The following is a 19,769-nucleotide window of genomic DNA, read 5'->3' on the forward strand; positions in this document are numbered from 1 at the left end:
TCGATATGAACCTGGCGCGTCGGCGCCGCAGGAGATCGGAGATGTCGCCTCGGATCGTTCGGGCGTCGGGCGGCTGATCTAGCAAGGAGAGTATGACAGGCAATCTACAACCGGGTCTGTCGACTGGATCACAGATCGATCACGCCGTACGGACCGGTTGGGCCGCGATGCAGTGAGCCCGGTCGGGGCGTTCTACAGCAACCGCACCGTGACCTTCGCCTTGCCCTTATGATCGCCGTAGAACCATCGGTAGACCCAGGGGAGGCCGATGACGGCCTCGTTGACATAGAGGAAGATCTCGCCGCTGCGATCGGCGGTGAACCTCGCCTTGTAGACCTGCGGGTCGGTGTTCGACACCGGCAGGGGGTCGAGGAAATACTCGTCGACGCCGGTCTCTCCGACCCGGGCGATCAGCCTGAACCATGGCCGGAACAGGATCCGCCGCAGAAAGATCGTGGCGTATCCACGCCAGCGCTTTGTGCTCTCGATGGTCGAGGTCCGATATCCGATCGGTGTCACCGCGCGGCCGGCGTCTTCCCATGGCTCCGACATCGTGATCGCGATCTCGTACTTGAACCCCGTGCGCACCTTGAGGCCGGTCGGCGCGCAGATCGCGCTGGTGTCGAAGTCGGCCGCATCCTGCGGGATGCCCTTGTCGACGGCGACCAGCTTGTCGGCGGCGGTCCCCGTGCAGAAGGCGCCCATGGAATCGAAGGCATTGAACAGGAAATGGCTGAGCAGCGTTGCGCCGAACCAGACCAGCAAGGCTGTCAGTGCAAACGGAACGACATGTCGCTTTCCGGCATTGAGGACCCACTGATAGATCACACTCGTGCGGAATCGATAGATCGCATTGTGCATGAACCCGGACAGCGGTGCCGGGCTCGCGCGATTGCGCCAGATGATCCGCATCCGGTCGCTGATCGTTGCGCTGAGCGAACTGCCCACCGCCATCAGCGCGACAACGGCGATGATGCCGCCGGTGAACCATTCCGGATTGCCGGCGTACCAATCGGTCCACCAATGAAAGGAATCGGGCAGGAACGATTGAACGAAGCGCACCAGCTCCGAAATCATCCGGACATAGGAGCTGAATTCGTGCTCCTTGTGCTGGTTGTGGAACAGCCAGAACGCCGCCAGGTGAAGCGACGCCGCCAGCGTGGCGAAGTAGGCGATCCGGCGCATCCAGACGTAATTCCACAGCTTCTCCTGCGCGGCATAGCGCCCCGGTGCGCCCGCGGGCGTCTCAAACGTATTGGCGCCGAGCGGGATGACCTCGCCGCTGCGCGAGACGACCACGTAGTTCGGCGGAAGTCCGATCGGGGCATAGGCATTGGCGCCGCTGTCGATCCGCTCGAACACGCTCTCGTGGATCTTCGGCATCGGCACGCTGACGCCGGCATAGGGATCGTTGCAGAGGTCGGCGACCTTGCGCGGACCGTACCGGTAATACGCGCCGAGGCCCGCCCGCGAATCGTAGAGGCGGCCATCCTTGTCCTCGGAGGACTTGATTGATTTGATCGCGTCGGGGTCGGCGACCGGTGCGCTCTTGAATGCGAGGCCGCGCTTGACGGCTTCGTCGACCAGCCAGGCCAGCGGCACGAACGCGACGGCGTCGTCCGGATACCCGCCGCCGACATTGGCATGCATTCCGACGAACCAGACCTGGACGAGGCGCTCGCCATCGATGCTGGCCGGCACCGCCGGCGCGGGCTGTCCCGGCTCTTGCTCGGTCCAGAGCACCGGATGAAAGGTCGTGCGCTCGTCGTCGAGCGCCAGCGCGTGTCGCGCGCACTTGACCTTCGGGCTGAGAATCCGGTTCGGCAGTTCAAGCGGCCACACCCAGTTGGAGATGCCGCGCGTCATCTCGTCGATCGGCAGGCCATAGGCCGCGACGGTATCCCAGATGCCGATGAATTCGATCGCAGGCACCGGTTTGCGGGCGATCCTTGCATACGGCCTGTTGCCTCGAAGGCGATCCCACGGCGGCACAAGAACATAATCGCGCAATGCGCGGAACAGCACCTCGATGCGCCAGATCGAGTGGTAGCCCTCGGCCCGGTATGCGCGATAGGCCTTCACCGCGCCGTCGTGCAACTCGGATTCGGTGTCCGCGACGATCAGGCCCTGATCGAGGATGAGTGCGGCGAGCGTGCGCACGGTGAATGCGCCGCGGCTGAATCCGAACAGGTAGATCTTCGAATCATTCTCGTGATCGTAGTTCCGGCAGATGAACTTGTAGGCATCGAGGATGTTGCGCTTGAGGCCGTAGCCGAAGGCGCCGCCGAGGATGGCCAGCGGAATGAATTTCGACGTGCCGACGCCGTCGTCATACTTGGCGGCCTGCGTATTGCCCTGCAAATCGAGCGACTGGAATATCCGCCAGACATTGGTGCGCCAGACGCTGGAAGCGGCGTTGCCGGTGCCGTCGGACAGAATAATGATCTTCGGACTCGGCATTGAAAGACGCTCGCTGAAACGAATGAAGCGGATGGCGCAGCGTAGCAGGGACCGGATCGATTGCTACCTTTGATCGCTCTTTAATCATTCCATGCCGCGATAGGTGTGAACTGGCACACAAAGCGTCACGTGGTCGCGGCCATGTGAGAGGTGACGGCTTTCGCGTTGCTGCAAAAAGGCCTAGCCTGATAGCGGCGCAATTCATTGATGAGGCACAGCAATGCGCAGCCGCGTCAGAAAATTTGCCCACGTCCTGGAGCGCTTCGGTCTTGCCATGGCAGGTGCTGCAAGCGGTCTGTTCGTCGCCATCCATGTCGGCTCGAGCGTGTCGGCGCTGACCTCGCAGGCATTCCTGCTGATCATGATGCTGGGCGGCGCGATCGGTTTCTATCTCGGCATCGATACGCCGCCAAAGCTCTTCCATCCGAAGGACGCCACCTCGACGCGCAAGATCGACGCGGCGGAGCTGCTGAGCGCGATCGGCACCTTCCTCGCGACCATGGTCGCGTTCTTCTCGGTCGGCGTCGTCGTGCTGCGCAGTGAGCCTGACATCGCCTGGACCGCCACCATCATGGTGGGCTGGGTGCTCGGTGTCGCCATGCAGATTGTCGCCGGCACAATCGCGCGGGCACGTGTATGAGGATCAGCGCCGCAGTACACCCAATCCCGCCAGATGCGTGTCGACGAACTGCGCGAGCCGCTCGCGCAGCATCTCGGGCGGCACCGCGACCATGCGCTCCTCGAGGCCGAGCGAGATGATGCCGTGGACCGCGGAGAACATCATCCGCGACAGTAGCGCGATGTCGTCGGGATCGCGATCGGGCAGCAGCCGCACCAGCGGCGAATGCATCAGCGCGAACGCGTCCATCACCATCGTGAGGATATCTTCCGGAAACGGCCGGTCGTCCTCCATCCGGTGCTCGAACAGCGAACGCAGCAGATTGGCGTGCTCGGTGGCGAAGCCGAGATAGGCGTCGGCAAGCCCGTGCAGCTGGCGCAGCGGATCGTCGGCCGGGACCGCCTTGAGTCGCGTGGTCAGGGCGTGAACGGTCTCCCGGTTCACGGTCAGGATCAGGCCGTCGAAGTCGCCGAACTCATTATAGACACTGCCGATGGAGCAGCCGGCGGCCTCGGCGACATCACGAACCTTGAGTGATTTCAATCCCTTAGTTGCGATTGACCGGCGCGCGATCTCGATCAGCAGGGCCCGCCGCTGAAGTTTTTTTCGATCCCGTCGCGATTCTTCTTGAACAATGTTCATTTTCATATTACTAATTTGAGCGTTGCTCAAGTTGGCATAGGAGGCCACTCAGATGCAGACCCTAGCACTTCAATTGACCGGCACCCTTGTCGATGACGCGATCGAGCTCGTGAAGGGCTTTGGCCGCGCCGTCCTCAATCTGGCGACCGCGCCGATCGAGCGGATCGCCCATGCCTGCGACGTCGCCGGCATCCTGGAGCAGCGGCGCGCGGATCGGCGCGCGCCGCGCCCGGCGGCTGCGAGCGGAGGCCGCTGCAAGTCGCGCAACTGCCGATGGTCGCCGTTCCGCGGCTTGAGTGAACTGACCTGAAGCGGGCCCCCGGCAATTGTCGGCGAAACCTCAACAAAGTGCTCACCATGCCCTCTGCGAGCCCGGTCCGGCATCGATCAACCCCTGGTCTGGATAAGGTCTCGTACATCTCTGGCGGGCAATGTCGCGATGTCCCGGTGCGACCGATTTTGCGCCGGTTCGAACCGATACGTTGCGCAAAAGACTAAAGGCTGCGGCATCTCCGTCATTTTCTCCACGCTCACCATTCTCTGCCACCCGAATTCGCAGACCTGCCAGCGCCGTGCGCGCAACCCAAGGAACCGGTCATGATCAAGGAATTGATGACGTCCCGCCGCTTCGCGCCGCTGTTCTGGTCGCAGTTCTGCTCGGCGTTGAACGACAACGTACTGAAGAACGCGCTCGTCATCATGCTGCTGTATGGTGTCGCCAACGAGCAGGGGCCGGCGCTGGTCCAGCTCGCGGGGGCGGTGTTCATCGCTCCGTTCTTCGTGTTGTCGGCGCTCGGCGGCGAGCTCGCCGACCGCTACATCAAGTCCGTCGTCGCCCGCCGGCTGAAGTTCTTCGAGATATTCGCCGCGGCCTTCGCCGCCGCCGGCTTCTTCACCCATTCGATCCCGCTGCTGTTCATCGCGCTGGCGCTGTTCGGCATCGTCGCCGCGCTGTTCGGTCCGGTGAAATATGCCGTTCTGCCCGACCAGCTGTCGGTGTCCGAACTCGCGACCGGCAACGCGCTGGTCGAGGGCGCAACCTTCATGGCGATCCTGATCGGCACCATAGCGGGTGGCATGTTCGTCGCCGGCGCCAGCCACATGGGCTGGATCTGTGCCGTCGTGGCCGGCCTGTCGGTGCTGTCCTGGGGCTTTGCGTCGCGGATCCCGGTGACGCAGCCGTCCGCGCCCGATCTGCCGATCACCAAAAATCCCTGGACCTCGACCGTGCGCCTGTTGAAGTCGCTCTATGCCGAGCCGCGGCTGTGGGACGGCATGGTGATCGTGTCGTGGTTCTGGATGGTCGGCGCGATCGTGCTGTCGCTGCTGCCCGCGCTGATCAAGGAAGGCGTCGGCGGTACCGAGGGCGTGGTCACGCTGTGCCTCGCCGTGTTCGCGATCGGCATTGCCGCCGGCTCGCTGTTCGCGGCGCAGCTGAGCCACGTTCGCCCGAACCTCGCGCTGGTGCCGATCGGCGCCATCGTGATGGGCGTGGTCGGCCTCGACCTCGCCTGGGCGATCGCCACCACCTCGCTCGGCAAGGACATCACCGCGGCCGCGTTTGCGACCTCGTTTGGTGGCTTCCGCATGCTGGTCGACTTCTTCCTGTTCGCGTTTGGCGGCGGCCTGTTCGTGGTGCCGTCGTTTGCCGCCGTGCAGGCCTGGACCGCGCCGTCCGAGCGCGCCCGCATCATCGCCGCCGGCAATATCCTGCAGGCCGGCTTCATGGTCGCCGGCGCGGTGTTCGTCGGCGCGCTGCAATATATCGGCCTGCCGATCGCCTGGATCTTCTTCGGCCTTGCGATCGCGAGCTTTGGCACCGTCTGGTTCGTGCTGACCAAGTGGGGCAAGGAGGGCGTGCGCGATTTCGGCGCGCTGCTGTTCCGGGCGCTGTTCCGGCTCGAGGTGCGCGGCATGGAGAACCTGCCGCCCGCGGGCACGCGGATGCTGATCGCGCCCAACCATGTCAGCCTGGTCGACGGCCCGCTGCTGCACGCCATGCTGCCGATCGACGCGAGCTTCGCGGTCGACACCGGCATCGCCAGGGCGTGGTGGGCCAAGCCGTTCCTGAGGATGATCAAGCACTACACGATGGATCCGTCCAAGCCGCTGGCGGCGCGCGACCTGATCAAGCTGGTCGCCGCCGGCGAGCCGGTGGTGATCTTCCCGGAAGGGCGCATCACGGTCTCGGGTTCGTTGATGAAGGTCTATGACGGCACCGCGATGATCGCCGACAAGGCCGATGCGGTCGTCGTCCCGGTCCGCATCGAGGGCGCGCAGCGTTCGCATCTCAGCTATCTCAAGAATGGCGAGATCAAGCGCTCCTGGTTGCCCAAGGTGACGATCTCGATCCTGCCGCCGGTGAAGCTGCCGGTCGATCAGTCGCTGAGGGGCAAGGCGCGCCGCAATGCCGCCGGCGCCGCGCTGCAGGACGTGATGATCAACGCCATGGTCCAGAACGCGATGCTCGATCATACGCTGTTCGAGGGCCTCGGCCACGCCTATCGCGACCGCGACACCGGCAAGCCTATCATTGAGGATGCGCTCGGCACCAAGCTGACCTATCGCAAGCTGATTCTCGGCGCCCAGGTGTTGAGCCGCAAGCTCGAGCAGGGCACGTCGGTCGGCGAGAATGTCGGCGTGCTGCTGCCGAACTCGGCCGGCGTCGCCGTCGTGTTCATGGCGCTGCAGACCATCGGCCGCGTCCCGGCGATGCTCAACTTCTCGGCCGGTCCGGTCAACGTGCTGGCGGCGATGAAGGCGGCGCAGGTGAAGACCGTGCTGACCTCGCAGGGCTTCATCGAGAAGGGCAAGCTCGACAAGCTGATCGCGGCGCTCGCCGGCCAGGCGCGCGTCGTCTATCTCGAGGATGTCAGGGCCGGCATCGGCCTCGCCGACAAGGTCGCGGGCTTCCGCGCCGGCATCGCGCCGCGCGTCGCCCGCAAGGCCAACGATCCCGCGGTCATCCTGTTCACCTCGGGGTCGGAAGGCACGCCGAAGGGCGTCGTGTTGTCCCATCGCAACATCCTCGCCAACGCGGCGCAGGCGCTGGCGCGGGTCGATGCCAATGCCAACGACAAGGTGTTCAACGTGCTGCCGGTGTTCCACTCGTTTGGTTTGACCGGCGGCATGATGATGCCGATCCTCGGCGGCATCCCGATCTTCATGTATCCGTCGCCGCTGCATTACCGGATCGTGCCCGAGCTGATCTACCAGACCGGCGCGACCATCCTGTTCGGCACCGACACCTTCCTCACCGGCTACGCCCGCTCGGCGCATGCCTATGACTTCCGCACCCTGCGGCTCGTCATCGCCGGTGCGGAAGCGGTGAAGGAGCGCACCCGGCAGATCTACATGGAGCGCTACGGCATCCGCATCCTCGAGGGCTATGGCGTCACCGAGACCGCGCCGGTGCTGGCGATGAACACGCCGATGGCCAACCGCCAGGGCACCGTCGGCCGGATATCGCCGCTGATGCAGTACCGTCTCGATCCGGTCCCCGGCATCGAGGAAGGCGGCCGACTGTCGGTGAAGGGCCCGAACGTGATGCTCGGCTATCTCCGTGCCGAGAATCCCGGCGTGCTGGAGCCGCTGCCTGAAGGCTGGCACGACACCGGCGATATCGTCACGGTCGACGCGCAGGGCTTCATCGCGATCAAGGGCCGTGCCAAGCGCTTCGCCAAGATCGCCGGCGAGATGGTTTCGCTGTCGGCGGTGGAGGCGATCGCGGCTGCGATCTGGCCGCAGGCGATGTCGGTTGCGGTCACGCTGCCCGACCAGCGCAAGGGCGAACGCATCGTGCTGCTCACCACGCAGAAGGATGCCGACCGCGCCGCGATGCAGCGCCAGGCCAAGAGCGTCGGCGCCTCCGAGCTCGCGGTGCCGGCCGATATCCGCGTCGTCGACAAGGTGCCGCTGCTCGGCACCGGCAAGAGCGACTATGTCGGCGCTACTGCGCTGGCCAAGGAACTCGCTGCAGCCACGCCGGCGCCTGCGCCGCAGGCCGAGCCCGCCGGCGATGAGGGCGAGGCCGAGCCGGCGCAGCTCGCGCAACACGTTGCATGAGTCCTGGCATGATGGTTGTGCTTTTCGGGAGCATGTTGTCAGATAGACGGCAACTGCTCCCGAGAAAGCACGATCATGCTGGACAAACTGAACCCGGCTACCGAGGACACGCCTGAACTTGCCGCCGAGCAATGGATCGGCGCGCTCGATGCGGCGTTCGCGAGCCGCTCCACGGAGGCTCTCGCCGCACTGTTTGCGCCCGAGAGCCACTGGCGCAATATCTTCGGCATTTCCTGGCGGTTTGCGACCTTCAGCGGGCGGCAGCGCGTCGTCGCCGAACTGCTGGCGCGTGCTGCCGTGGTCAACGCGAGCGGCTTTCGTCTCGATGACCGTGCCTTGATACCGCGGCGCGCCGTGGTGGCCGGGCGCGAGGCGATCGAGGCTGTCTTCACCTTCGACACGTCGAACGGTCCCGGCACCGGCGCGGTCCGCCTGCTGCATGACAGGAGCGGAAATTCCGCGGCGTGGACGTTCTCCACGATGCTCGACTTCAACCGCATCTGCGAGGCGCGCACCGATCGCGCTACCGAGCAATCTCACGCGCGCGATTTCGCCGCACCCGACTGGCTGGAGCAGCGGCAGGCCTCGCGCGCCTATGCCGACCGCGAGCCTGACGTGCTGATCGTCGGCGGCGGCCATGCCGGCATCGCGGCCGCGGTCGAGTGCAAGCGGATCGGGCTCGATGCCCTGATCGTCGATCGTGAGCGGCGCATCGGCGACAATTGGCGGCTGCGCTATCGCGGGCTGAAGCTGCACAACAAGACGCCGGTCAATCTGTTTCGCTACTTGCAATTCCCGCCGAGCTTTCCGGACTACATCCCGAAGGACAAGATCGCGAACTGGCTGGAGAGCTATGTCGACATCATGGAGCTCGACTTCTGGACCGAGACGTCGTTCGAAGGCGCGCGCTATGACGATGCGACGCAGCGCTGGACGGTGACGTTGCAGCGAACCGGCGGCCTGCGTACGCTGTATCCAAAACACATCGTGCTCGCGACCAGCGTCAGCGGCACGCCGAACATTCCCCGGATCGACGGCATCGAGAATTTCGAGGGGAAGGTGCTGCACTCCAGCGCGTTCGCGGCCGGGCGCGAATGGGCAGGGCGCTCGGTCGTCGTGTTCGGCAGCGGCACCAGCGCGCATGACATCTGCCAGGAGCTGCACGCCGCAGGCGCCGACGTCACCATGGTGCAGCGCAGCCCGACCATGGTGGTCAATGTCGAGCCGGCGCAGCTCTATGACAAGACCTATCTCGGCGACGGCCCGCCGATCGAGGTGCGCGATATCCTCAATTCCGGCGTGCCGCTTCCCGTCATGAAGATCGCGCACCGGATCATCACCGACGAGGTGAAGCGGCTCGATGCGCCCTTGCTGTCGCGGCTGGAGCGCGCCGGCTTCCGGCTCGAATTCGGCGAGGACGGCACCGGCTGGCCGCTGAAATTCCGCTCCCGCGGCGGCGGCTACTACTTCAACGTCGGCTGCTCCGAGCTGATCGCCGACGGCAAGATCCGCCTGATCCAGGCCGCCGACATCGCTGATATCACCGCCACCGGCGTTGCGCTGAAGGACGGCACCTCGCTTAGCGCCGAGCTGTTCGTGCTCGCGACCGGCTACAAGGGCCCGGACCATCTGGTCGGCCGATTGTTCGGCGAGGACGTCGCCGCGCGCGTCGGCCGGGTCTGGGGCTTTGACGATGCGGCCCAGGAGCTGCGCAACATGTGGACGCGCACGCCGCAGCCCGGCCTCTGGTTCGCCGGCGGCGCGTTCTCGCAGGCCCGCATCTACAGCCGCTTCATCGCGCTGCAGATATCCGCGATCGAGGCCGGCACGCTTTCCAAGCAGGTAGAGTTTTGACGAGATCATCCCACCTGCTGTTTTCTTTTCCCTCTCCCCGCTCTTGCGGGGAGAGGGTTGGGGTGAGGGGCTCCGTCCGCGCATTCGACTCGTGGAGATTCCCCCTCACCCGGCGCTGCGCGCCGACCTCTCCCCGCAAGCGGGGCGAGGTGAAGCAAGTTGCCCCATCGTTGCTCACTTGAACCAAAGGACTCCCATGCCGCTTCCGCTCGACCCCGTCATTGAGACAATCATCCCGCTGCTGCCGCTGCGCGATCCCGAAACCATGACGCCGCAGAGCTGCCGCGACTCGCTGCGCGCGCTGGCCGAGGCGCGCAAGGCGGTGCCGCCGCCGCCGGTCGACGTGGCGCGCGATATCGAGGTGCAGGGCGCCGCCGGCAAGCTTGCCGCGCGGCTCTATCGCGACGGCCGCGGCACGGCGCCGACCGTGATCTTCTTCCACGGCGGCGGCTGGGTCGCCGGCGATCTCGAGACCCATGATCGCCAGGCCCGCAACCTCGTGATCGACACTGGCGCGGTGGTGATCTCGGTCGATTACCGCCAGCCGCCGGAGACGCGCTTTCCCGGCGCCTTCGAGGATGCCTTCGCCGCGATCCGCGACGTGGTCGCGCGGATCGGTGAATTCGGCGGCGATCTCGCCCGCATCGGCGTTGCCGGCGATTCCGCGGGCGGCAATCTCGCCGCCACGTCAGCGCTTGCCTGCCGCGACGCCGGCATCAGGCTCGCCGGGCAGCTGCTGGTCTATCCCGTCACCGACGTGGTCGGCAATTTTTCCGATCCAGCCGAGAACGCCAGGTTTCCGTCACGCGCCGAGAACGCGGACGGCTACTTCCTGACGCGTGCGACGATGCAGTGGTTCTGCGGCCACTATCTCGCCGACAAGGCTGAGGGCTCCGACTGGCGCGTCTCGCCGCTGCGTGCGAAGAGCCTTGCCGGCGTGGCGCCGGCCGTCGTCACCACAGCCTGGTTCGACCCGCTGCGCGACGAGGGCCATGCCTATGCGCGGGCGTTGCAGGCGGCCGGCGTGCAGGTGGCCTATCATTCCGGCGAGGGGCTCATTCACGGCTACTTTGGTCTTGGCGATGCCTCGGACGCGGCACGCGCCGAGGCGCAGCGTGCGCGGGCGGATTTCAAGGTGTTGCTGGAGCGGGGGGTCTAACCCCGTCGTCCCGGCCTGCGCCTGGCCTGCGCCGGGACGACGATGTGAATGGATTTGCGTTTAACCCCCTCAATCATTCCCGATCGTGTCGCCGAACAGCTGCCAGGTCTCGCCATTGAACTTCTGCAGCCGCATCGCTTCGACCGGGAAGTAGTCGGTCGGCGAGGTCTTCACCTTGATGCCGGGCAGGAACATCGGCAGCGCGATGTCGAGGTTCGCCGCCTGCTTCATGATGTTCTCATGGGTCAGGTCGTCGCCGCACTGCTTCAACACCTGCACCGTCGCCTCGGCCACCACATAGCCGTAGACGATCAGCTGGTCCTGCAGATTGCCGTCCGGAAAATACTTCCTCATGAAGTCCTGCCAGGCGATCACGTCCTTATCGTCCTTCCATTGCGGATCGTTCGGATCCTTCAGCGAGTAGGACGAGATGATGTCCTTGGAGTATTCGAAGCCGGCGGGCTTCAGCACCGAGGACACCGAGGTCGAGGTCGCCGCGAGGAAGAACAAATCCGGCTTCCAGCCGATCTCGCCGATCTTCTTGATCGCCTGCGCCGCCTGCTTGGGGATCGCGTGCATGAACAGCACGTTGGCGCCGGAGGATTTCAGCTTCACGATCTGGCTGTCGACCGTCGGGTCGGTCGATTCATAGGTCGTCTCCGCCACCACCATCCTGGCGGTGTTCTCCGGCCCCAGCCCCTTCTTGAAGCCGTTGCCGTAATCCTTGCCGGCGTCGTCGTTCTGGTAGAACAGCGCGATCTTCGCGTCCGGCTTGTTGGTCAGCACATACTTTGCGTAGACCGCGGTCTCGGCCTGGTAGGACGGCTGGAAGCCGATTGTCCACGGATAATGCTGATAGTCGCCCCACAGCGTGGCGCCGGCGCCGACGAACAGCTGCGGCACCTTCTTGTCGTTGAGATATTTGCGCACGGCCAAGCCCGTCGGCGTGCCCAGTGGATTGAGGATCGCGGCGACCTCCTCCTGCTCCACCAGCTTGCGCGTCTGCTCCACCGTCTTCGGCGGCGAGTAGCCGTCGTCGAGCGTGATCAGGTTGATCTTGCGCCCGTTCACGCCGCCCTGGTCGTTGATCATCCTGAAATAGGCTCCTTGCGTCTTCGCGATCACGCTGTAGGCCGACGCCGCGCCCGAGAACGGCGAGGTCTGCCCGAGCTTGATCTCGGTGTCGCTGGCGCCCGTGCCATATTTCTTCTCGGCGGCGTGTACCTGCGTCGTGAGCGCAAGCGCTGCGGCTGCCGTGATGGCCTTCCAGATCATCGTGTGCCTCCCTGTGCGTTTTTTGTTGTTCGCGAGGGAGAGCTTACGTGAGGTCGAGGGAGCCAGGCTTGCGACGAGACGCCAGGGCAGGGATGCGAAAATGCGGCGGGTGCGATGGCGGCGCGGTGTAACCACCAGCGTCGTCCCGGCCTTGAGCCGGGACCCATAACCACTAATGTTTGCCGTTACGCGGAATGTTGCCCCAGCATCGCGTCACATAAACAGCTGGGGTAATGAGTCCCGGCCCCCGTGCCCAATTGCGAACTCGGCCGGGACGACGATGACGAGAGAGCGACGCCCTCAGCGCACGCGCACGCTGCCCGTCGTGACCGGATCGGTCGGCAGCACGGTGGCGCCGGCGCGGCTCGCGGCGGCGGCGGTGATCATGCCGGGCTCGGCTGCGGCCTGCACATTGCGGGGCGGGTTGAATTCGAGGATGACGAGGGCGACTGTCGCGAGCACCGCCACGGCGGCGGTTGCAATCGCAGGCACCAGTCTTCCGCGCGTATCGGCTGCGCGAACTTGCATTGACCAATTCCTTTACTGGGGTCGTTCTTTGGAGGTGACATAGGAACGGCCAGGCTTCTTCCCAAGAGTGCGGCGCACCTGCCTCACAATCAGTTGTACCGGCCGTGACGTCCGTCACGGTGTTCGAGACGATGCGGCGTCGGTCACATCGAATCGCATTCGTGTCGGACGGCTTGTTTGCACACCATGAGTTGGAAGAGATCGTGGCGTTTTGCATGCGCCTCATGCGCTCGTGATGATGCGCAGTGATGTTGTGATTAATGGCCGCGTGAGAAGCTCGCTTTGCCTTTATTTATAGTGTTTCTTTGTCGGTCGGGGCGCGTGCGTTAAGCGTTTCTTCACGCGCTCTCAATGCATCAAGCAGAAGATTCGTGTGATGTGCGCGTGGTGGAAGAGATGACACCGCTGTCATTGGCAGCAGCTGTCAGCGGACTGTCGTAGTCATTAGCGGCGCCGTCATTGCGAGGAGCGAAGCGACGACGCAATCCGTCTCTCCTCGCGGTGTTCGATGGATGGTTTTGCTCCGTGCGTGATCACGCAGAGAAGAACCCACTCGCTACTCACCCGCGCTGCGCACGTCGGTCGGATCGATTCACCTGTCAGACAGCGGGAGAGGGCATGCGCGCGTAGTCTCGCGGCGCGATCGGCCCGAGCTTTGCGGCAGCTTGACCCTCGCTTGTCCGCAGCGGGCGCTGGGAACGCCGGGCGCCAGCACGCACCCATGGGTCCCGAGCTCAGGGTGAACTCAGACGCGATTGCTGCGACGTATCGGGCTCCCTGCGATTGCCTCGACAACCTCTCCAAGCACCGCACCATCGCAAATTGAAATGTTCGTGCTCTCGGATGATTCCACGAGGGATACGCCTGAGAGGTGAACGAGACGATCTTCACAAAACAAAAACGGCCGGGTCATCCGACCCGGCCGTTCAAATCTCTCTTCCCGCGAATTCCGCTCTCGCGTCTCGCTCAGCTCGCCTTCTTCACCGGCGCCGGCTTGCCGACCTTCTTCTCGATCGCGCGCTTCAGTTCGAGGGCGCGGGGCGAGAGTACGTCGGCCTTGGCCTTGAGCAAATAGGCATCGAGGCCGCCATTGTGGTCGACGCTCTTGAGCGCGTTGGTCGAGACGCGCAGGCGCACGTTGCGGCCGAGCGCTTCGGAGATGAAGGTGATATTGGCCAGGTTCGGCAGGAAGCGCCGCTTGGTCTTGATGTTCGAGTGGCTCACCTTGTGGCCCGTCTGGGGGCCCTTGGCCGTCAGTTCGCAGCGCCGGGACATCTTACAAAATCCTTATTGCATCCCCGCCGCTCGAAGGGCGTGCAATCACACGGCCCGCGCGGGGGTTTTGAATTCGCGTCCATTTTCCAGGAACCGCGGGTGTATAGGGGGAGAATACCCGAGCGTCAAGATTATATCGCCGCATGCGGGGCACCGGAATTGCCGGTTCATAAGCTGTTCCAGCCACTTAACTGCGGATATGGCAACCATATAAAGGGCGTATTCGGCTGCAAGTCTAGGTTCCATACAAGATGCGCGTTGTTGTCCGGCCGATGTGATTGCCGAAATGGACAACGGATCGAGCGCCGATAGCAGGACCGTCAGGTAGGTTAAGTGACCACCGCCATTGCCATTTTGCCCCCGCTCGGCCGGCTCATCGGCCTGTGCGCGGGCGCATTGCTGCTGTTTTGCGCCGAGCGCGCCAGCGCGCAGGGCCGGCTCGACGCCCAGTATGAGGCGACCCTGGCCGGTATCCCGGTCGGCAAGGGCAGCTGGACCATCGAAATCGGCGACGACAGCTTCTCGGCCTCGGCCCAGGGCGGCACCGCGGGCCTGCTGAAGGCGTTTTCCGGCGGCTCCGGCGCGGGCGCCTCGCAGGGCCGTGTCGTCAACGGATCGCTGGCCGCCTCCTCCTACACCGCGACCACCACCACCTCGAAGAAGTCGGAGACGATCCGGATGGTGCTGGCGAATGGCGGCATCAAGGAATCCTTGATCGAGCCGGAGCCGCCGGTCGATGCCGACCGCCTGCCGGTGACCGACGCGCAGAAGAAGAACGTGTTCGATCCGATGACCGGCTCGTTCCTGCGCGCGCCCGGCAATGCCGAATTGATGAGCCCGGATATCTGCCGCAGCGGCGCCGGCATCTTCGACGGCCGCATGCGCTACGACCTCAAGCTCGATTTCAAGCGGGTCGAGATCGTCAAGGCCGAGCGCGGCTATCACGGGCCGGCGCTGGTCTGCGCGCTCTATTTCGTGCCGATCTCGGGCTACATCCCGGATCGCCCGGTGATCAAATACCTCGCCGCCCAGCGCAACATCGAGATCGCCTTCGTGCCGATCGCCGGCACCCGCCTGCTGGTGCCGTTCCGCATGACGATCCCGACCCCGCTCGGCCAGGCCATGCTGGAAGCCACCTCCTTCGTCACCACCGCCGCGCCGCCGCGCGTGGCGAAGACGCAGTAGCCTTCTCCCTCGCCCCGCTCTTGCGGGGAGAGGGTTGGGGTGAGGGGCTCTCACCGCGAGCTGTGACAGTGGAGAGACCTGTACCCCCTCACCCGGATCGCAAGGGCGATCCGACCTCTCCCCGCAAGCGGGGCGAGGTGAACCGAGTTCGCCATGCAACAAACGTCACCGGAATCCAATTGACTCTTGTCCGCTTCTGATTCGACTCGGTCACCCCTGGAACTTAAGGAATTCAGTCCGCATATCCTGTGCTTGTGGAGCCCTCTCAAACTTGATCTAGTGCCGCCGCCGTCAGCTTACCCGAGATGTTGCGGTGAACGTTTCGAGCCCGGAATGGAGTCAGCGATTCGGCCGCGATTCGTTCTAGACTCGTTCCAGAGCTTAAGCCGGGCGCGGAAGGCGTCGCATTGTGAGACAGATTTTGTGAAAGGACGCGTGAAGGAGTGAAGACCAGAGCGTCAATCCCTCACCGTCACCCTGAGGAGGCCGCGCAGCGGCCGTCTCGAAGGGCGACGGTCCTGCTGCCTCATCAAGATCGCCGCAAACGGATCGATCTCGGCCGTGCATCCTTCGAGACGCGCTGACGCGCCCCTCGCAGGTACAACGGCGAATTCGCCGTTGTACCGGGGATGACGGGATCGAGTATCCAGCCAACAAATTCAAGAAACACCTGCAAAATATGGCTTTCTCAACTTCGTTCGGAAATGACCGCGTGCCCGGTGCAGGCGTCACCGCGGTGCTCGGGCCGACCAACACCGGCAAGACGCATCTCGCCATCGAGCGCATGCTGGCGCATTCGTCGGGCTTGATCGGGCTGCCGCTGCGGCTGCTCGCGCGCGAGGTCTACAACAAGATCGCGGACCGCGCCGGCGTCGACAATGTCGCGCTGGTCACGGGCGAGGAGAAGATCAAGCCGAAGGCGCCGCGCTTCTGGGTCTCGACCGTGGAAGCGATGCCGCGCGATCTCGATGTGTCCTTCCTCGCGGTCGACGAGATCCAGATCGCGGCCGATCTCGAGCGCGGCCACGTGTTCACCGATCGCATCCTCAATCGCCGCGGCCGCGACGAGACGCTGCTGCTGGGCGCTGCGACGATGCGGCCGATGATCGAGCGGCTGCTGCCTGGTGCTTCGATCATCACGCGGCCAAGGCTGTCGCAGCTCGAATTCGCCGGCGACCGCAAGATCACGCGGCAGCCGCGACGCACCGCCATCGTCGCGTTCTCGGCCGACGAGGTCTACGCGATCGCCGAATTGATCCGCCGCCAGCATGGCGGCGCGGCCGTGGTGCTGGGCTCGCTCTCGCCGCGCACGCGCAATGCGCAGGTCGCGATGTTCCAGAACGGCGACGTCGATTACCTCGTCGCCACCGACGCGGTCGGCATGGGGCTCAATCTCGACGTCGATCACGTCGCCTTCGCCTCCGACCGCAAATATGACGGCTATCAGTTCCGCCGCCTGACGCCGGCCGAATTCGCGCAGATCGCGGGCCGCGCCGGCCGCGCGACGCGCAACGGCACCTTCGGCACCACCGGGCGCTGCGCGCCGTTTGAGCCGGAGCTCGTCAACGCGCTGCAGAACCACACCTTCGACGCCGTCAAGGTGCTGCAATGGCGCAACGCGAAGTTGGACTTCGCCTCGCTCGGCGCGTTGCAGGTGTCGCTGGCGCTGTCGCCCAATCATGAGGCACTGACGCGGGCCCCGGTGGCCGAGGATCTGCGCGTGCTCGAGCATGTCGCGCGCGACGCCGAGGTGCGCGAATTGGCGCATGGTGCTAAAGCGGTCGAGCGGCTGTGGGAGGCCTGCCAGGTTCCGGACTATCGAAAGCTGTCGCCGGCCGCCCATGCCGAACTCGTGACCACGCTGTATGGCTTCCTGATGCAAAAGGGGCGTATCCCCGACGCATGGTTTGCCGCCCAGGTCGACCAGGCCAACCGGACCGACGGCGATATCGACACGCTATCGGGCCGGATCGCGCAGATCAGGACCTGGACCTTTGTTGCCAACCGGCCGGACTGGCTTTACGACCCGGACCACTGGCAGGGGATCACGCGCGAGCTCGAAAATAAATTATCCGATGCGCTGCATGAACGGCTCACGGAGCGTTTCGTTGACAGGCGGACCAGTGTATTGATGCGCCGCCTGCGGGAGAACTCAGTTTTGAATACGGAAATTGGCAAGACCGGTGAAGTGATCGTGGAAGGCCACGTGATCGGCCGGCTCGATGGTTTCACCTTCGCACCTGATGCGGCCGAGGCCGGCAGCGACGCCAAGGCGCTGCAAGCCGCCGCCCAGCAGGTGCTGGCGCGCGAGATCGATGCGCGCGCCGAGAAACTGGGCGCCGCCCCCGACGAGCAGTTCGTGCTGACCTCCGACGGCACCATCCGCTGGACCGGCGATGCGGTAGCCAAGCTGGTCGCCGCCGAGGACGCGCTGCATCCGCGGCTGCGCATCATCTCCGACGAGCGGCTGACCGGCGCCTCACGCGAAGCGGTGCAGGCCCGGCTCGATCTCTGGCTCAAGACGCATATCGAAAAACTGCTCGGGCCGCTGTTTGAACTGTCCAAGGCCGAGGACCTGCAGGGCATCGCCCGGGGCATCGCCTTCCAGCTGGTCGAGGCGCTCGGCGTGCTCGAGCGCAGCAAGATCGCGGCCGAGATGAAGGATCTCGACCAGCCCTCGCGCGCCGCGCTGCGCAAATACGGCGTGCGGTTCGGCGCCTATCACATCTATTTCCCGCAGCTGTTGAAGCCCGCGGCGCGCTCGCTGGCCTCGCTGCTGTGGGCCGAGAAGCAGAGCAATGTCGACATGGCGGCGTTGTCGAATGTGCAGCATCTGGCGAGTAGCGGCCGCACCTCGTTCCCGGTCGACAAGCAGCTCGCCCGCGATGCGTATCGCGTGCTCGGCTATCGCCAGTGCGGCGAGCGCGCGGTGCGCGTCGACATCCTGGAGCGGCTCGCCGATCTGATCCGCCCCGCTTTGGCTTGGCGCGAGACCTCGCCGGGCGAGAAGCCCGCCGGTGCGTTCGATGGCCGCGGCTTTGTCGTGACGCAGGCGATGACCTCGCTGACAGGCTCCGCCGGCGAGGATTTTGCCTCGATCCTGCGCGCGCTCGGCTACCGCATGGACCGCCGTCCGCCGCTGCCGCCGAAGCCCGTTGAGGCCACACCGGCAGAGGCCAGCGAGGCCGTCGCCGAGACCACCGAGACCACCGAGACCGTGGCCGAGACCACCGAGACGGTCGCCGCCGAGACGCAGCCGGTCGAGGCGACATCTGACGCCGTCGTGGATGCGCCGGTCGGTGCCGCCGCCGAGGTTGTGGCCGATGTGCCGGAGGCTGCCACCGATCAGCTGGTGTCGGGCGATCCCGCGCCGTCGGCCGCGCTGCTGCCCGATGTCGGCTTTGCCGAGGTGGTGTCCAGCGAAGCGACGCCGGTCGTGATCGAGACCAAGCCCGAGCCGATGGCAGAAGTTGCCGCGGCGCCCGCCGCTGTCGCCGAAGAGCCCGCTGCCGAGGCGCCGGTTTCGGAAGCGGCATCCGAGCCCGCGCCTGCCGCGGAAGCCACTGCCGAGACGCCGTCCGAGACCGCTACTGAGGCGGCCGCGGAGTCCGCGAATGCCGAGGCAGCACCGGCTGAAGCCGCTCCCGCCGCCGCGGAGACGCCGGCCGAGCCGCAGCTGGTCGAAGTCTGGCGTCCCGGTGGCCGTTCCGACGAGCGCCGTCCGCATCATCGCGGCCATGACCGCAACCGCGGCCGTCATCAGGGCAAGCCCGCCGAGGGCGCGCAGGCTGCTGAAAGTGGCGGTGAGGGCGACAACAAGCGCGAGCATCATCGCCGTCCGCGCCGTCACCAGGATTTCCGCGCGCCGCGCCCGGGTGCGCCGGCGGATCCGGCCGCGGCGCCCGCAGAGGGCGCGCAGGCGCGCGACAACAGGGACGACAAGGGCCAGCGCCGCGAGCGCTTCGAAGGCAAAGGTCGCGATCGCGACAATGAGCGTCGCCGCGACAACAAGTTCGGCGGCGATCGCAAGGGCGAGCGCGGCGATCGTGACCGCGGCGGCCGCGATTTCGGCAAGGGCGGCCGCGACAAGCGCGAGGGCGGCCCGTCGCATCGGCCCTACGCCTCGAGCGCGCCGCGCGAGCGCGACCGTCCGATCGATCCGAATTCGCCATTCGCCAAGCTCGCTGCCCTGAAAGAGCAGCTCGCCGGCCGGAAGGAATAGTCCACCCTTGGTTTAACGCTTGGTCTAGTTTGGATCGACAGCGCCTCGACAAATGGCTGTGGCACGCGCGGGTCGTGAAGGCCCGCACCAGCGCCGCTGAACTCGTCGCGTCAGGTCATGTCCGGATCAACGGCACGCGCGAGAAATCGCCGGGCCATGCCGTGAAGGCGGGTGATGTCGTCACCGTCGCGCTCGACAACAGCGTCCGCGTACTGAAGGTGACAGGCTTTGCCGAGCGGCGCGGCGATGCCAGTTCGGCGCGCATACTGTACGAGGATTTGCAGGCCGGCAATTTGCAGGCCGGTAAGGAGTAGTTATCTAGCGCTTGCTATCTCGATTGAGCATGATCCGGAAAAGTGGGGTCCGGTTTTCCGATCAGGATCATGCTCCCAATAAAATCGGTGGCAGGAGCGTGAGAATACTGGCGTTTTTCGAGGGCCGCTTCCCTTGCGGCCCCGGTATTCCTGCGCTACGCAACCCCAGAA

General features: G+C 65.2%; 13 protein-coding genes. 8 read left to right on the forward strand and 5 right to left on the reverse strand.

Annotation, left to right across the window (positions count from 1 at the left end; genetic code table 11):
• Positions 1 to 192: 192 nt before the first annotated feature.
• Complete coding sequence (locus tag E2I15_RS33420; protein WP_137483774.1) at positions 193 to 2,460, reverse strand: T6SS phospholipase effector Tle1-like catalytic domain-containing protein; 2,268 nt, start codon at positions 2,458 to 2,460, stop codon at positions 193 to 195.
• Between the two features lie 220 nt (positions 2,461 to 2,680).
• Here E2I15_RS33420 and E2I15_RS33425 point away from each other — a divergent pair, with 220 nt between their 5' ends.
• Positions 2,681 to 3,100 carry a hypothetical protein gene (locus E2I15_RS33425; RefSeq protein WP_137483775.1) on the forward strand — a complete coding sequence of 140 codons (420 nt, stop codon included), beginning with the start codon at positions 2,681 to 2,683 and terminating at the stop codon, positions 3,098 to 3,100.
• A 3-nt stretch (positions 3,101 to 3,103) separates the two neighbouring features.
• Here E2I15_RS33425 and E2I15_RS33430 read toward each other — a convergent pair whose 3' ends face one another.
• Complete coding sequence (locus tag E2I15_RS33430) at positions 3,104 to 3,721, reverse strand: TetR/AcrR family transcriptional regulator (RefSeq protein WP_170991828.1); 618 nt, start codon at positions 3,719 to 3,721, stop codon at positions 3,104 to 3,106.
• 52 nt (positions 3,722 to 3,773) lie between these two features.
• Here E2I15_RS33430 and E2I15_RS33435 point away from each other — a divergent pair, with 52 nt between their 5' ends.
• The 4 genes from E2I15_RS33435 to E2I15_RS33450 all read left to right on the forward strand — a co-directional run bounded on the left by E2I15_RS33435 (position 3,774) and on the right by E2I15_RS33450 (position 10,799).
• On the forward strand, positions 3,774 to 4,031 hold the full coding sequence (locus E2I15_RS33435) for a hypothetical protein (RefSeq protein WP_137483776.1): 258 nt from the start codon (positions 3,774 to 3,776) through the stop codon (positions 4,029 to 4,031).
• Between the two features lie 287 nt (positions 4,032 to 4,318).
• Positions 4,319 to 7,786: an acyl-[ACP]--phospholipid O-acyltransferase gene (locus E2I15_RS33440; protein WP_137483777.1), complete on the forward strand. Its 3,468-nt coding sequence runs from the start codon at positions 4,319 to 4,321 to the stop codon at positions 7,784 to 7,786.
• A 75-nt stretch (positions 7,787 to 7,861) separates the two neighbouring features.
• Complete coding sequence (locus tag E2I15_RS33445) at positions 7,862 to 9,640, forward strand: NAD(P)-binding domain-containing protein (RefSeq protein ID WP_137483778.1); 1,779 nt, start codon at positions 7,862 to 7,864, stop codon at positions 9,638 to 9,640.
• Between the two features lie 196 nt (positions 9,641 to 9,836).
• Entirely contained in the window at positions 9,837 to 10,799 is a 963-nt protein-coding gene (locus E2I15_RS33450; RefSeq protein ID WP_137483779.1) for an alpha/beta hydrolase, read from the forward strand.
• 69 nt (positions 10,800 to 10,868) lie between these two features.
• Here E2I15_RS33450 and E2I15_RS33455 read toward each other — a convergent pair whose 3' ends face one another.
• From E2I15_RS33455 to rpmB, 3 genes are all read right to left on the reverse strand, one after another.
• Positions 10,869 to 12,074, reverse strand: coding sequence for an ABC transporter substrate-binding protein (locus E2I15_RS33455; protein WP_137483780.1), 1,206 nt, complete (start codon positions 12,072 to 12,074; stop codon positions 10,869 to 10,871).
• 300 nt (positions 12,075 to 12,374) lie between these two features.
• Entirely contained in the window at positions 12,375 to 12,602 is a 228-nt protein-coding gene (locus E2I15_RS33460) for a hypothetical protein (protein WP_137483781.1), read from the reverse strand.
• A gap of 966 nt (positions 12,603 to 13,568) precedes the next feature.
• The gene (rpmB, locus tag E2I15_RS33465) at positions 13,569 to 13,877 is read right to left on the reverse strand and encodes a 50S ribosomal protein L28 (protein ID WP_016843498.1); all 309 of its coding nucleotides are present in this window, start codon (positions 13,875 to 13,877) and stop codon (positions 13,569 to 13,571) included.
• 354 nt (positions 13,878 to 14,231) lie between these two features.
• Here rpmB and E2I15_RS33470 point away from each other — a divergent pair, with 354 nt between their 5' ends.
• The 3 genes from E2I15_RS33470 to E2I15_RS33480 all read left to right on the forward strand — a co-directional run bounded on the left by E2I15_RS33470 (position 14,232) and on the right by E2I15_RS33480 (position 19,598).
• The gene (locus tag E2I15_RS33470; RefSeq protein ID WP_137483791.1) at positions 14,232 to 15,062 is read left to right on the forward strand and encodes a DUF3108 domain-containing protein; all 831 of its coding nucleotides are present in this window, start codon (positions 14,232 to 14,234) and stop codon (positions 15,060 to 15,062) included.
• A gap of 679 nt (positions 15,063 to 15,741) precedes the next feature.
• Complete coding sequence (locus E2I15_RS33475; protein WP_137483782.1) at positions 15,742 to 19,284, forward strand: helicase-related protein; 3,543 nt, start codon at positions 15,742 to 15,744, stop codon at positions 19,282 to 19,284.
• Positions 19,285 to 19,313: 29 nt separating this feature from the next.
• A complete protein-coding gene (locus E2I15_RS33480) occupies positions 19,314 to 19,598 on the forward strand; it encodes an RNA-binding S4 domain-containing protein (protein WP_137483783.1) in 285 nt (94 codons plus the stop codon).
• The last annotated feature ends 171 nt before the right edge of the window (positions 19,599 to 19,769 follow it).

It is taken from the genome of Bradyrhizobium sp. BR2003, from assembly GCF_009720285.1.
Taxonomy (GTDB): Bacteria; Pseudomonadota; Alphaproteobacteria; order Rhizobiales; family Xanthobacteraceae; genus Bradyrhizobium; species Bradyrhizobium elkanii.

Bases quoted from the DNA above. Each gene is read 5' to 3' on its own strand.
- E2I15_RS33420 (WP_137483774.1), bottom strand. From the start codon at position 2,460: ATGCCGAGTCCGAAGATCATTATTCTGTCCGACGGCACCGGCAACGCC.
- E2I15_RS33425 (WP_137483775.1), top strand. From the start codon at position 2,681: ATGCGCAGCCGCGTCAGAAAATTTGCCCACGTCCTGGAGCGCTTCGGT.
- E2I15_RS33430 (WP_170991828.1), bottom strand. From the start codon at position 3,721: ATGAACATTGTTCAAGAAGAATCGCGACGGGATCGAAAAAAACTTCAG.
- E2I15_RS33435 (WP_137483776.1), top strand. From the start codon at position 3,774: ATGCAGACCCTAGCACTTCAATTGACCGGCACCCTTGTCGATGACGCG.
- E2I15_RS33440 (WP_137483777.1), top strand. From the start codon at position 4,319: ATGATCAAGGAATTGATGACGTCCCGCCGCTTCGCGCCGCTGTTCTGG.
- E2I15_RS33445 (WP_137483778.1), top strand. From the start codon at position 7,862: ATGCTGGACAAACTGAACCCGGCTACCGAGGACACGCCTGAACTTGCC.
- E2I15_RS33450 (WP_137483779.1), top strand. From the start codon at position 9,837: ATGCCGCTTCCGCTCGACCCCGTCATTGAGACAATCATCCCGCTGCTG.
- E2I15_RS33455 (WP_137483780.1), bottom strand. From the start codon at position 12,074: ATGATCTGGAAGGCCATCACGGCAGCCGCAGCGCTTGCGCTCACGACG.
- E2I15_RS33460 (WP_137483781.1), bottom strand. From the start codon at position 12,602: ATGCAAGTTCGCGCAGCCGATACGCGCGGAAGACTGGTGCCTGCGATT.
- rpmB (WP_016843498.1), bottom strand. From the start codon at position 13,877: ATGTCCCGGCGCTGCGAACTGACGGCCAAGGGCCCCCAGACGGGCCAC.
- E2I15_RS33475 (WP_137483782.1), top strand. From the start codon at position 15,742: ATGGCTTTCTCAACTTCGTTCGGAAATGACCGCGTGCCCGGTGCAGGC.